The sequence below is a fragment of the Actinomycetota bacterium genome, assembly GCA_018334075.1.
Taxonomy (GTDB): Bacteria; Actinomycetota; Coriobacteriia; order Anaerosomatales; family UBA912; genus JAGXSC01.
This window is the reverse complement of sequence record JAGXSC010000010.1, coordinates 22,928-36,844: the sequence shown is the minus strand read 5'-3', so window position 1 is coordinate 36,844 and position 13,917 is coordinate 22,928. Positions and strand designations below refer to the sequence as shown.

At 55.7% G+C, this 13,917-nt stretch carries 10 protein-coding genes; 8 read left to right on the top strand and 2 right to left on the bottom strand.

Going from position 1 to position 13,917, the window contains the following annotated elements; translation table 11 throughout:
- Positions 1–17: 17 nt before the first annotated feature.
- Entirely contained in the window at positions 18–1,646 is a 1,629-nt protein-coding gene (gene groL / locus KGZ89_01975) for a chaperonin GroEL (GenBank protein MBS3973624.1), read from the top strand.
- A gap of 74 nt (positions 1,647–1,720) precedes the next feature.
- Here groL and KGZ89_01970 read toward each other — a convergent pair whose 3' ends face one another.
- On the bottom strand, positions 1,721–2,872 hold the full coding sequence (locus KGZ89_01970; GenBank protein ID MBS3973623.1) for a glycosyltransferase: 1,152 nt from the start codon (positions 2,870–2,872) through the stop codon (positions 1,721–1,723).
- A 76-nt stretch (positions 2,873–2,948) separates the two neighbouring features.
- Between KGZ89_01970 and ychF the strand changes: the two genes are divergently transcribed.
- Positions 2,949–4,013 (top strand): redox-regulated ATPase YchF, encoded by a 1,065-nt coding sequence (gene ychF / locus KGZ89_01965; GenBank protein ID MBS3973622.1) that lies wholly within the window; start codon positions 2,949–2,951, stop codon positions 4,011–4,013.
- An 8-nt stretch (positions 4,014–4,021) separates the two neighbouring features.
- Here ychF and KGZ89_01960 read toward each other — a convergent pair whose 3' ends face one another.
- Entirely contained in the window at positions 4,022–5,710 is a 1,689-nt protein-coding gene (locus KGZ89_01960) for an N-acetylmuramoyl-L-alanine amidase (GenBank protein ID MBS3973621.1), read from the bottom strand.
- A gap of 150 nt (positions 5,711–5,860) precedes the next feature.
- On the opposite strand from KGZ89_01960, the gene KGZ89_01955 reads away from it, so the two are divergent.
- From KGZ89_01955 to KGZ89_01930, 6 genes are all read left to right on the top strand, one after another.
- Positions 5,861–7,030, top strand: coding sequence for a GuaB3 family IMP dehydrogenase-related protein (locus KGZ89_01955; protein MBS3973620.1), 1,170 nt, complete (start codon positions 5,861–5,863; stop codon positions 7,028–7,030).
- Positions 7,031–7,040: 10 nt separating this feature from the next.
- Entirely contained in the window at positions 7,041–8,591 is a 1,551-nt protein-coding gene (gene guaA, locus KGZ89_01950; GenBank protein ID MBS3973619.1) for a glutamine-hydrolyzing GMP synthase, read from the top strand.
- An 82-nt stretch (positions 8,592–8,673) separates the two neighbouring features.
- Complete coding sequence (locus KGZ89_01945) at positions 8,674–8,961, top strand: chorismate mutase (protein ID MBS3973618.1); 288 nt, start codon at positions 8,674–8,676, stop codon at positions 8,959–8,961.
- Positions 8,958–9,767, top strand: a complete 810-nt coding sequence (gene aroF / locus KGZ89_01940; protein ID MBS3973617.1) for a 3-deoxy-7-phosphoheptulonate synthase — start codon at positions 8,958–8,960, stop codon at positions 9,765–9,767. The genes KGZ89_01945 and aroF overlap by 4 nt, the downstream gene beginning before the upstream one ends.
- 327 nt (positions 9,768–10,094) lie before the next feature.
- Positions 10,095–12,242, top strand: coding sequence for a UvrD-helicase domain-containing protein (locus KGZ89_01935; protein ID MBS3973616.1), 2,148 nt, complete (start codon positions 10,095–10,097; stop codon positions 12,240–12,242).
- Between the two features lie 44 nt (positions 12,243–12,286).
- Positions 12,287–13,912 (top strand): putative manganese-dependent inorganic diphosphatase, encoded by a 1,626-nt coding sequence (locus tag KGZ89_01930; GenBank protein MBS3973615.1) that lies wholly within the window; start codon positions 12,287–12,289, stop codon positions 13,910–13,912.
- Positions 13,913–13,917 lie beyond the last annotated feature (5 nt).

Sequence of the window (13,917 nt, the reverse complement as noted above, 5' to 3'; positions counted from 1 at the left end):
AGGAGGAGATACCTTAGATGGCTAAGGATATTCGTTTTGATGAGACCGCTCGCCGCGGTCTTGAGGCCGGCGTAAACAAGCTGGCCGATGCTGTGAAGGTGACCTTGGGTCCTAAGGGCCGCTATGTCGTGCTCGACAAGAAGTTCGGCGCGCCTACGATCACCAATGATGGCGTTACGATCGCCAAGGAGATTGAGCTCGAGGACGCCTTGGAGAACATGGGCGCCCAGCTGGTAAAAGAGGTCGCAACCAAGACCAACGATATCGCCGGAGACGGCACCACCACCGCTACTCTGCTTGCTCAGGTCATCGTTCGCGAAGGGCTGCGCAATGTGGCTGCAGGGGCTAATCCGCTTGCGATCAAGCGTGGTATCGAGAAGTCTGTCGACGCTGTCGTTGAGACAATCAAGGCTAACGCGAAGGAGATCGAAGACAGGGAAGAGATCGCCAATGTTGGCTCCATCTCGGCCGCTGATGACAGAATCGGCAACAAGATCGCGGAAGCGATGGAGGTTGTCGGCAAGGACGGAGTCATCACTGTCGAAGAGTCTCAGACATTCGGCATCGAAATCGAGACTGTAGAGGGCATGCAGTTCGATAAGGGCTACATCTCTCCGTACATGATCACCGATTCGGATCGCATGGAGGCTGTACTCAACGACCCGCTTATCCTCATTGCCAATCAGAAGATCGGCAGCGTTCAGGATCTCTTGCCGGTGCTTGAGAAGGTCATCCAGGCTGGCAAGGCACTTCTGATTATTGCCGAGGACGTAGAGGGAGAGGCGCTCGCCACCCTGGTCGTCAACAAGCTGCGCGGCACCTTTAACTGCGTAGCGGTCAAGGCTCCGGGCTTCGGCGACCGCCGCAAGCGTATGCTTGAGGATATCGCTGTTGTAACAGGTGGTCAGGTCATCTCCGAGGAGTTGGGCGTGAAGCTCGACGGCGCCACTTTGGACATGCTTGGTCGCGCCAAGACCATCAAGGTGACGAAAGACGCCACCACGATCGTTGACGGCGCAGGCACCGAGGAGACTATCGCCGCCCGCATCAATCAGATCAAGGTCGAGATCGAGAACTCCGATTCTGACTTCGATCGCGAAAAGCTGCAGGAGAGACTCGCCAAGCTTTCAGGCGGAGTCGCTGTAATCAAAGTCGGAGCCGCCACCGAGGTCGAGCTCAAGGAGAAGAAGCATCGCATCGAGGACGCGCTTCAGGCGACTCGTGCTGCGGTTGAGGAGGGTATTGTCGCCGGCGGAGGAGTTGCTCTTGTCGACGCACTGCCCGCGCTTGACTCTCTCGATCTCGATGCCGAGGAGATGATCGGTGTTTCGATCATCAGAAAAGCTTTGGTAGAGCCACTGAAGACCATCGCTGGAAATGCTGGCTTCGAGGGATCTGTCGTGGTCGAGAAGGTCAAGACTCTCGGCAAAGGCGAGGGTCTCAATGCAATGACCGGCGAATACGGAGACCTTCTCAAGATGGGGGTTATCGATCCTGTCAAGGTCACCCGTTCGGCACTGCAGAATGCAGCATCAATCGCTTCGCTGATTCTCATCACCGAGGCCGCAATTACCGACGCCCCCTCGAAGGATGAGGGTCCTGGCGGCGGGATGCCTGGCATGGGCGGCATGGGCGGGATGATGTAGTCACCCGGCTAACTGCCTGAGAAGGAACCACACGATGAGGCCCCGCTCCTTGAGAGACGGGGCCTCGTTGTTTTTCAGGCAAGCTTTCGCTTGCTGTCTATGAGCTTCTCGTAGTGTGACAGCAGTCTGTCAGCCATCGGGCGGATATCAAAATCTGAAGCCGCGATCTTCGCAGCCTCTTTCATGCGCAGCCGCAATGCCTGGTCTTGAGTGATGAGCATCAGCTTCTCGGCGAGATCAGTGACGTTGTTCTCGGCGAGAAGTCCGGTTACGCCGTCGTCGATCACCTCGCCCACTCCCGCTGACCTTACGCCTACCGCCGGCAATTCCGCGGCCAAAGCCTCCATCACCACGAGAGGGAAGGTCTCCGAGACCGAAGCGGTAACAAAAACATCCGCCGCGCGGAGCATTCCCGGAACTTCATCGTAGGATGCAGCTCCGGTAAAGTGCGCCTTGTCTCTCATTGAGTGAGCAGCCAGTAGGCCCTCCATAGATTCCCGCATAGGTCCATCGCCTATGACCAGCAATCTTGCCGAAGGTGCGTCGCCTGCAATTGCAATGAAAGACTCGATCAGCATCACCACGTTCTTTTCAGGCCCAAGACGTCCGAGGTGGCAAAGAACGACCTCCTCGTCGGACCAGCCGAAATCCATACGGGATCGCGGATTATCCGGGCTAAAGAAAGATGCTGTATCGATTGCATTGTTGTGTACGACCGCCCTGTCAGTGACCCCCCACTCGGCAAGCCACCCCTGAATGCCCGCCGAAGGTGCAATATACATGTCAACTCTGGATGCAAAGCCCTTCAAATACTTTTGCAGCATCGCTCTTCGCGCGAACCTGGGGACAAAGCCGGCGTAGGTGTCAGCAAAGATGTCATAACGTGAGTGATTCGTGAACACCACAGGAATTCCGTGCGGCTCGCACTTGCGCAAGGCAATCTGGCCGGAGACAAAGGGGTGGTGCACGTGAGCTACATCTATCGTCGGAATAATCCGCTTTGCCTCGGCGGAGAGCAGCATACCCATCTGCCAGCCTGTTTTTCCCCATGGGATTCCTGATGAGCGAATGACATTGGGTTCGCTGTCTTCGTAAGAGTTGTCGCCGAAGGTAAACACAAACACCTCGTGGCCAAGCTCCTCGAACCTCGACTTGTAGAGGCTGATGTAGTTGGTCACGCCGCTGATATGCGGCTTATACATGTCGGCAAACATACCAATCCGCATCAATATATCTCCTTTTTGCCGACGAAATTCCTGTTACAGTGTCTGGATATTGTCCGCTATTTCGAAGGATCAATAAATGTCCCTTTCCATAGGAATTGTCGGCTTGCCTAATGTCGGCAAGTCCACGCTCTTTACAGCGTTGACCAGAAAAGCTGTTGTAGCTGCCAACTATCCGTTTGCGACGATCGATCCCAATGTCGGGGTTGTTCCTGTGCCCGATGGGCGCCTCGATCGATTGGCGCGAATCGTACTTCCGCAGCGGGTGCTTCCCGCCGCTGTCGAGTTCGTGGACATTGCCGGCCTGGTCCGGGGCGCACATCAGGGCGAGGGGCTGGGTAATCAGTTCCTCTCGCACATCAGGGAGACCGACGCGCTGTGCGAAGTCATCAGATACTTTGCCGATCCAAACGTCGTGCACGTTGACGGCAGGATAGATCCTGTCAGTGACGCGGAGTCTATCAGGACAGAGCTTGTGCTTGCGGACCTGGCTACTGCGGAAAAGGTCCTGGTGAGACTCGAAAAGGATATCAAGCGCGACAAGGGGCTCGCCGAGAAGTTCACCTTGGTCAAAAGAGTTGCCGAGTGGCTGGCGCAAGGTCATCGTGCGCGCAAGATGGAGATGAGTGATCTTGAGCGAGAGATGCTTGCAGACCTTCATCTGTTGACGATGAAGCCGATGCTATATCTGGCAAACGTCGACGAAAGTGCGCTAGATGGCGACCCCGGTGTCATAGACGGAATCACGCCGATAGTGATCTGCGGAAAAATCGAAGCTGACCTGGCCGAGTTGTCGCGCGAGGACGCCTCGGAGTATATGGCCGCGATCGGGCTGGAGGAAGCTGGACTCAATAGGGTGATCCGGGAGGCGTACAGGCTGCTGGGACTCCAGAGTTTCTTTACCGCCGGCGAGAAGGAGGTCCGGGCATGGGCGATTCCTATCGGCGCCAAAGCACCGCAGGCGGCAGGCGCCATCCACTCTGATTTCGAAAGGGGCTTCATCAAGGCGGAGGTCATCGCTTACGACGACTATATTGCGCTTGGCGGAGAAAAGCAGGCTCGTGAAGCAGGAAAGTTGCGTATAGAAGGAAAGGACTATGTCATGGCGGATGGAGATGTCGTGCACTTTCGGTTCAACGTCTAGCGTCGAACTTAGTGTTCTAGACCTTTTCTGAGCATCCACTCCATCTGATTAGGAAGCACACCGGTACCGCCCACAAGAGTCGGGTTGCTGATGCGCGTGCGGTTGTTTACGAGAAACTCACGGGTGTGTGCCGGCAAGAATCTTTCACCAACCAGAATTACAGGGCGTCCGGTCAGGGATCCTAAAGCAGCGGCTGACAGTGCATCCGGATACGCTTCGGCGTTTACCACAAGCGGACTTAGTGTCCCTGTGCCGGAGTAGGTCCTGATGACTTCGAGATTCGTGCGGAACCGATTTGGGCCTGCAATGCGCCTTACGGTGCCGTATCCGCTTAGTTCGGCTCTTACCTGCTCATCGATGACGCCTGTGCCGCCTATGATGTCGATGTGTCGGATAGCGGCATTGTGCGTTTCCAGAAACTCGATTGTAGCCGTTGGGATCGAGCCGCGTTTCGTCATCAGGATCGGAGTGCCTGATGCGCCTGCGAACGACCCTACGGAAAGCGCGTCCGGAAAGTCCTCACCCGAGACGACTTTTATCCGCCCGGTTGTCGGGATCCCAAGGAAGTGTGCGATTTGAGCGGCGGTCTCGAAGCGGTTGATTCCGGCGAAACGCTGGATAGTGACGGAGCCTGTCGGCCGCCCGGTTGCGCTTGCCGCCGCACTTGCTGTAGCCGAGGAGACTGCTCCTTCGCCACCAAGAACCAGTATTCGAGATGGCCTTCGCGCAGCGATCGTCGACCGTGCGACAGGCGTGAGCGAGGCGGGGTTAGTTAGCAGCATGGGAGCGTTTGTCCTGCGCGAGAGCGTTGATCCAACCAGTGAGTCCGGCCAGTCGGAGCCGGACGCCAGTATGATATTTTCTCCTTGACCCGGCCAGCCTGATGCGGCAACACTCGCTGCTGTTTCAAAACGGTCCCTGCCTGCCAGTCTTGGGTAAACAGGGTCAAACGGATTGGTGTCAAGAAATCGATCGATCCCTCTTGCTATAGCGCGTGCGCCGTCACGCTGGAAGTTTGGGTTTACGAGCTTGGCAAGCTCAGTCGAGTTGCTCATGAACCCTGTCTCTACCAGTACCGCAGGCATGTTGGACCAGCGCAACACGTAAAACGCGCCCTCCTTGACTCCCCGGTTTCTCAATCCGGTCTCCAAGATGTACTCTTGCTGAATGAAGGAGGCGAGTTGTTGTGACAACAGGCGATCGGTGGTGCTTGTGTTGCGCCAGAAGGTCTCGGCTCCATTAGCCGAAGAGGAGGTCGCGGCATTGGCATGTATAGAGATAAAAACGTCCGCACCCCAGGCGTTGGCCAGATCACATCGTGCTTGAAGGTCGTCGTGAACGGTGAACGCTCCACTAGTGGCATAGCGCAAGGTTCCGTCAGTAGCTTGTGACCACGTTGGGATGTCCACCCTGATTACATTGGCGTCAGTGGTGCGGCTGAGCATCGTTGCATGACCTTTGGCTCGCAAGGTCGCCTGTATCTCTTGCGCGAAAGCAAGGTTTATGTCCGCTTCCTCGATACCCTGCCGTACAGCCCCCGGAAAAGAACCGCCATGTCCAGGATCGAGAAATACCCTGCCTCCTCCCGAGGTCCCTGAAGCAGGCGCCAGAGCGGGCGATGCGACTAGGCTGCACACGATGGCTAGAATGGGGATTATGGCCAGGGTGACTTGGTAAAGTCGTCGGCTTCGATTCATGGCTACGTGTCGACCTTCCGGTGGGTTGTGAAAATATAATCGGAAAAGTTTCCGATATCCTTGATTGATTATAGCTAAGAAGGTTCAATCAGATAAAGAAAACCCCTACAATACCAACACCACGAATGTTATTTGAGGAGGCGTCTGCTGATGGAGTTAGAGATTGGGCGAGGCAAGACAGGCCGACGGGCTTACGGATTCGACGATATCGCCATCGTGCCTTCTCGCCGAACCCGGGATCCTCGGGATATCGACATCTCGTGGTCCTTTGCATTTCGAGACAGGGAGTACTCGTTTCCTATGCCCTTAATTGCATCGGCGATGGATGGCGTAGTTGATGTCGATTTCGCAATCGGGATGGGCAAGCTTGGTGGTCTGGCGGTGCTGAATTTGGAGGGTATTCAGACCCGCTATGAAGATCCAGCTCCAAAGCTCGAGGCAATTGCGGCTTTCTCGAAAGAGGAAGCTACCGCGAAAATGCAGGACATCTACCGCGAGCCTATCAAGCCCGAGTTGATTACAGAAAGGGTGCGCCAGATCAAGGAAGGTGGCGTTATCGCAGCCGCCTCACTCACTCCGCAAAACGTCGACCGATACATAGAGGCCGCGCTGGCTGGAGGACTTGATATCCTGGTGATCCAGGGCACCGTTGTGTCCGCAGAGCATAAGTCAAGCTATGACGAGCCGCTGGATTTAAATACGTTCGTTCGCGACCTCGGCATACCTTGCATTATCGGCGGTTGTTGCAGCTATCAAGGGGCATTGCATCTTATGCGGGCGGGTGCCATAGGGGTCCTTGTTGGAGTGGGTCCAGGCCATGCGTGTACGAGTCGAGCAGTGCTGGGGATAGGCGTTCCTCAGTGCACGGCAATCGCTGACGCTGCTGCCGCACGCACTCGCTTTCTGGAGGAAACGGGGTCATACGCCCATGTTATTGCCGATGGTGGCATGCGTACCGGTGGGGATATTGCGAAGGCCATTGCAGTTGGGGCTGACGCAGTAATGATAGGCTCTCCGCTGGCGGCCGCGGCTGAAGCGCCAGGTCGCGGATCTCATTGGGGGATGGCGACATTTCATTCGGAGTTGCCGCGCGGAACCCGCGTGCGCACCGGCGTCAAAGGTACCCTGCAAGAGATCTTAGTCGGCCCGGCTCGTGAGAACGACGGGACTTTGAACCTGGCAGGCGCCCTGAAGACCTCGATGGCAACTTGTGGCTATGAGAACTTGAAGGCTTTCCAGAAAGCCGAAGTAATGATCGCGCCCGCCCTGCAGACTGAGGGCAAGTCCCTCCAGCAGGCGCAGGGTGTTGGCATGGGTTAGGTCTTTGACTGTGACGTCATATCATGAGCAGCAGCCGGTTGTATTCGTATTGGACTTTGGCGCCCAGTACGCACAATTAATCGCGCGCCGAGTGCGTGAAGCGCGAGTTTACAGTGAGATTGTGGCCTACGATATCTCGGCAGATGAGATAGCCCGGCGTAAACCCGCTGCAATAATTCTCTCTGGTGGTCCCGCCAGTGTTTTTTCGGATGCCGCTCCTCACATGGACCCGGCGATCCTCGATATGGGCATACCCGTGTTGGGTTTCTGCTATGGCATTCAAGAGATCGCCATGCAACTTGGCGGGAAAATCCCGAACACGGGGATCGGCGAATACGGTTTTGCGGAGCTTGAGCTTATTGCGCCCGATAGCAAGCTGCTCAAAGGTGTTCCGCAGACATCGCAGTGCTGGATGAGTCATCGTGACTGTGTCACGGTTCCTCCTGAAGGATTTGTGGTGACTGCCCGAACAAAGACCACGGATGTCGCCGCGATGGAGGACGTTTCACGCAACCTCTATGCCACGCAGTTTCATCCCGAAGTCGCGCATACGGAGTATGGCCAAACCATCATTCGGAACTTCCTCTACGATATCGCGAATATTCCCCCATCATGGACCATGCTCAACATCGTCGAGGAGACGGTGGAGAAGGTCCGGGAGAAAGTGGGCGCCGGCCGGGTAATCTGCGGGCTTTCGGGAGGAGTAGATTCGGCCGTTGTAGCTGCTTTACTGCACAGGGCGATAGGGGATCAGCTCACCTGCGTGTTCGTCGATCACGGTATGCTGCGCCTCAATGAGGCGAAGGAGGTCGTCCGTGTATTCCGCGATCAGTTCCATGTAGACCTCATCGCGGTAGACGCTGCGGACAGATTCTTGAGTGTGCTTTCCGGAGTTACCGACCCGGAGGAGAAGCGCCGATTGATCGGCGAGGAGTTTTGGAAGGTATTTTTCGAGGAAGCCGAGAAGCTCGAAGGTGTGCGCTGGCTTGCGCAGGGCACTTTGTATCCCGACGTCATTGAATCCGGCAACAAAACAGCAGCCAAAATCAAGAGCCATCACAACTTGATTCCATTTCCACCAGGGGTGCATTTCGAGCTTATCGAGCCGTTGACCTCTCTATTCAAGGACGAGGTCCGGGCAGTGGGATTAGAGCTCGGGCTTCCTGATGAGATCGTGCATCGTCAGCCGTTTCCGGGACCGGGATTGGCGGTTCGGATCATCGGGGGTGTTGATCGGGAGAAGCTCGACACGCTCAGAGCGGCAGACGCCATCATCCGTGAAGAGATTTCAGCGTGGGATACGGAGCGCACCGTGTGGCAGTACTTCGGGGTGCTGCCCGACATCCGAAGTGTCGGGGTGATGGGCGACGAGAGAACATATGGTCGGCCTGTCATAATCAGGGCGGTTGCCTCGGCGGATGCAATGACCGCGGACTGGGCGCGCCTCCCGCACGAGCTTTTGGCTACCATCAGTAACAGGATCATCAATGAGGTGGAGGGGGTCAATCGGGTGGCGTATGACGTGACCAGCAAGCCTCCCGGCACAATCGAGTGGGAATAGTGCGGTAAATGTCGTATTTTGTTTACAGGCGTCCGTGATGTCGGCATGTGCCGACATATGTGATGCCAGCGGAGGTGGAACCATGGCTACACCGGAAGATATGCAGGTCGCCGATAAGATAGCGCACCATCGCAGTCGCATCGATGCGATCGACTGTCAGATCGTAAGGTTGCTCAATGAGCGAGCGGCAGAAGCGCTTGCCATTCGAGAGCTGAAACCCCAGGTTCACTGGGGCTTGTACGATCCAAAGCGTGAAGAGGAGATTTTTGGCAATATCTCGCGGTGCAACGAGGGGCCACTCTACACCGAAAATCTCAGGGAAATCTACGAGACGGTTTTGCACGTGATGAAGGAGCTGAGGGATCAATGATTGCGGGCGAGAGCGACAAGCCTTCCAATGCGATTCCCGCCGTCTCGCGTGATGGTGATGTGACGATCATCGCTGGTCCTTGCTCGGTTGAAAGCCTAGAGCAGATGCGTGAAGTGGCTGCTACTTTAAAGCAGCTCGGCATTCGAGTAATGCGGGGAGGAGCGTACAAGCCAAGGACTTCGCCATTCTCCTTTCAGGGCCTGGAAGAAAAGGGTCTGCAGATACTGCGTGAGGTTGCCGATGAGTTCGATCTGCTGGTTGTAACCGAAGTCACCGACTCAGCCAATGCGGAGTTGGTCGACGAGTACTCGGATATGTTGCAGATCGGCACCCGGAATATGGCGAATTTCAGTTTGCTTAAAAAGATCGGTGTGATAACGGCCGAGTCCCGCAAGCCCGTACTGTTCAAGCGTGGAATGGCTGCCACAATCGAGGAGTGGCTTCAGGCCAGCAATTACATCACCATGCAGGGTAACGAGAACGTTATCTTGTGTGAGCGGGGAATCCGGACGTTTGAGACGGCTACACGCTTTACTCTCGATATCACCGCGGTGCCTGTCGTCAAGAAGCTGTCATTGCTGCCGATCGTCATCGATGTATCTCATCCTACCGGTTCAGCCGACTTTGTTCCTGCGGTTTCACGCGCGGCTGTAGCGGTAGGCGCTGATGGCTTGATGGTCGAAGTGCACCCAAATCCGCGGGAGGCTTTATGCGATGGGGCCCAATCTTTAGATTTAGAAGGATTAACTAAACTTGTTGGCGAATTAAAGTTGGTGGCGGGAGCGGTAAACAGGAATATCCGATAGCTCGACTTGCAAGCTCCGCATCGATGATCAGGTAAAAACAAAAAAGCATCATATGGGGGCAGGCAGTTGACACGGCTGGGATTGCGTTGTTGTCTGTATTGCGGAGCTGCGGATTCTACTCGGATCGGCCGCTGCGTCGTATGTAATCTGCCAGCTTGCGAGAGGTGCGGCAACATTCAACACACGCAAGGAGACCTTAAGGTCACTCACCACAAGTGCTTGCCGAAAACAGGGGACTCTTTCTCGATGATAAAGTTCAAGAAATAAGTGTGTCCTGATTTGATTTTTCTGGATAGTTCGACCCTGGCGCATGTAAACTATACCCCCATGATCATGCGACTTTCAGATCTCAACCCCGCGCAACACGATGCAGCGACCAGCACCGAGGGCCCTTTGCTCGTTCTGGCTGGCGCCGGCTCCGGCAAGACCAGGGTGCTGACGCATCGGATTGCCCATATAGTAGAGAATGGCCTCGCATCACCTCATCAGATTCTGGCGATTACGTTTACCAACAAGTCCGCCTCCGAGATGAAGCACCGGCTTGCGCAGCTGTGTGCTGCAAAGTCGCGCGCTATGTGGGTGATGACGTTTCATGCGATGTGCGTGCGGATGCTTCGGGCGCATTCGGATCTAATCGGTTTTGACCGCTCCTTTACCATCTACGACGCTGACGACAGCAAAAGGATGATAAAGGAGGTCATGAAGAGCATAGGGCTTGACGAGAAGCGCTACCCCGTACCCGGGATAGCCAGCCGTGTCTCCCTGGCAAAAAATGAGCTAATCGGCCCTGCAGAGCTAGCCTCTTCCGCAGTGACTCCAATCGATAAGGCCGCAGCGAAAGTGTTCGCTCGCTATAAACGCCGAATGCGCGACTCCAACGCGATGGATTTCGATGATCTGCTTGTGGAAACGCACACCTTGTTGACCAGCTGTCCGGAGGCGCTCGAGGCTTACCAGGAGCGCTTCATCTACATTATGGTCGACGAATACCAGGACACTAACCATGCGCAGTACCGCATAGTGAATCTGCTAGCTTCAAAGAGGCGAAACCTTATGGTCGTCGGCGATGATGACCAGTCAATATACTCATGGCGAGGCGCCGATATCAGCAACATACTGGAGTTTGAGAAAGATTATCCCGAAGCGGCTGTTGTTCGCCTCGAGCAAAACTATCGCTCGAGTGCGACGATTCTGGCCGCCGCCAATGCGGTAGTCGCCAACAATTCGGGCCGAAAACCCAAGACACTTTGGACCGCGAACGCTGGAGGCGAGTCTATTACGCGTTATCGCGCCGAAGATGAGAGAGACGAAGGCCGTTTCATCGCCAGTGAGATAGAGCGCCTTTTGCGCGATGAGAACCGCGGCTACTCTGACTTTGCGATCTTCTATCGAACCAACGCTCAGAGCCGAGTTATAGAAGACGCACTCCTGCGATCCGGGACGCCTTACCAGATTGTCGGAGGCACAAAGTTCTTTGAGCGCGCCGAGATCCGGGACGTGATGGCGTATCTGAAGGTCATGGTGAACGCAGCGGATGAGATATCGCTCAAGCGCATAATCAACAAGCCTCGCAGGGGTATAGGTAAGACTACGGTCGAGCGCCTGGAGGCCGAAGCGATTTCAAGGGCTGAGCCCTTCGAGGCTGTCTTGAGGCGGTGCGCCGCTGGAGAGTACGGCAGTGGGCCGGCGGCCAAGGTCGGACCGTTTGTGGAGCTCCTCGATGAGCTTCGGGCCAGTGCAGCAGCGACCTTGCGCGATCAGATCGAAGCTGCCATCGAGCGCACAGGGCTTATCGGCGAGCTTCAGTCGGAAAACACCTTTGAGTCAAGCGGAAGGATCGAAAACATCCGGGAGTTTCTCGGGGTAGTAGATGAATACGCATCGGCGCGTGCGTTCTCGGAAGAGGAGGCCCCCGTAGGACTTCCAGGCTTCATGGAGTGGCTCGCGCTCAGGAGTGATCTGGACTCTGTGGCCGAGGGCAGCGAGACGGTGACACTGATGACAATCCATACCGCAAAAGGACTTGAGTTTCCGGTAGTTTTCATCGCCGGCTTGGAGGACAGCATATTTCCTCACGCAAACTCTATGTTCGATTCATCAGGCCTCGAAGAAGAGCGGCGCCTGGCGTATGTGGCGATAACAAGAGCGCGCGAGCGACTCTACCTTACCCATGCCCGGTCACGTTCGCTCTACGGCACTACCAACTATAACGCCCCGAGCAGATTCATTGCCGAGATCCCGCAGGAGCATCTAAGCGGCGGGTTTGTCACTCCGCCAAAAACTGCAGTGCGGACTCCTGTGGCGGGCGCACAGTATTTGACCGGCGAAGTAGTGGAGCATAAGGTTTTTGGAGTTGGGGTTATAGTTGATGTAGCTGGGGAAAAGGTCACGGTGGACTTCAAGGGTTTGGGTAGAAAGAACCTTTTGAAAGACTTTGCCCCCTTGCGTAAGGTTCAGACAGGCGGAAGTGATTGAGTCAGGCTGTGGCGCCTGGTGCCGATGTGGCAAGGAGTGAAGCGATGGGTCCTATCATAGTTTTCGGGCACAGGCGACCCGATAATGATTCGATATGTTCGGCTGTGGCGTACGCCCACCTGAAAAACGTTACCGACTCGGCGAATGTCTATGTTCCTGCCCGCCTCGGCCCGATGCCACCGGAAACCGCATGGCTCTTTGCGAAGTTTGGCGTGGAGCCCCCGATGGAGCTTGGACACGTCAGGACTCGGGTCAGTGATGTTATGTCCAGGAACGTTATCAGTATTTCTGCCGATCAGAGCATGCTTGAAGCTGGGCGTTTGATGAGGGAGCACAAGATTCGCGTACTGCCGGTGCTGGAGGGGGAGTCGTTTCGTGGATTCGTGACACAGTCGACCTTGGCCGAAATGTACCTCGATGAGATTGAGATACGCGGGTTTCTTATGCGCCACGTATCGGTTGCTCAACTGGTTGCCGCTGTGCACGGCGAGCTGCTCGTCGGCGACAGGGACCTCGAGCTCAAGGGCAACGTTCTTATTGCGGCGATGGAGCCGTCAACCATGGTGGGTTATATCTCGCCGGGAGACACGTTGATCGTAGGTGATCGCAAGAGGTCACAGCCCATGGCCATCGAAGCTGGCGTTGCATGCCTGATATTGACGGGCGGGACGAAGCCCGATGAGAAGGTGATCCAGCTGGCTTCTCGGCATGGGGCAGCGATTATTTCGACAGCTTATGATTCATATGCGACCGCACGTCTCGTCAACCTTTCGCACAAAGTACGAGACAGCATCGATGCTTCGTTTCAATTGGTCGAGCCAGAAACATTGTTGAGCGAGGCATCAGAAGATCTTTTGGTAAGCCCAAATCGCGCGCTGGCAGTGATCGACTCCAAAGGGCACTTCAGCGGAATCCTCACACGCACCAATATCGCCAGGGGTTTGCGTCGTCGCGTGATCCTCGTTGATCACAACGAGATATCCCAATCGGCTCCCGGTGTAGAAGAGGCGGCTGTTGTCGAGATTGTTGACCACCACAGGGTTGGAGACATACAGACAGCAGGGCCAATTTTGTTCTTGAACATGCCTGTTGGAGCGACAGCTACAATCGTTGCGCTTCGCTATGAGCAGCTAGGCATCAATCCGCCCGACTCCATGGCCGCCGTAATGCTCTCAGCGATTATGACCGATACTGTGTTGCTAAAATCGCCGACCACTACCGAGGTGGATCATCAGGTGGCGCGCCGCCTGGCAGAGAGTCTTGGTGTTGACGCAATCGACTTTGGCATGCAGGTATTCAAGGCTCGTGACGCAGATATGCCTTTCTCGGCTCAGCAGGCAGTAAAGGCCGATCTCAAAGAGTACAGGGTGGGCGATAAGAGCATCGCCGTCGCGCAGATTGAGACGGTCGATCTGACAAGCGTTATGGGTCATATCGATGAGATTACCGCCGCCATGAATGGGCTCAAAGCTGTCCATGGATACGACTTGGTGCTGCTTATGGTCACGGATGTGATTCGCGAGGGAAGTGAGATAATAGCTGTAGGGCAAATACGTCTGGCCGAGCGGGGCCTCGGCGTTTCTTTGGCCAATGGCTCCGCCTGGCTCGATGGCGTTTTGTCTCGGAAGAAGCAGATCGCCGAGCGGTTAGTTGATGCAGTGGCAGGTTAGGAGTT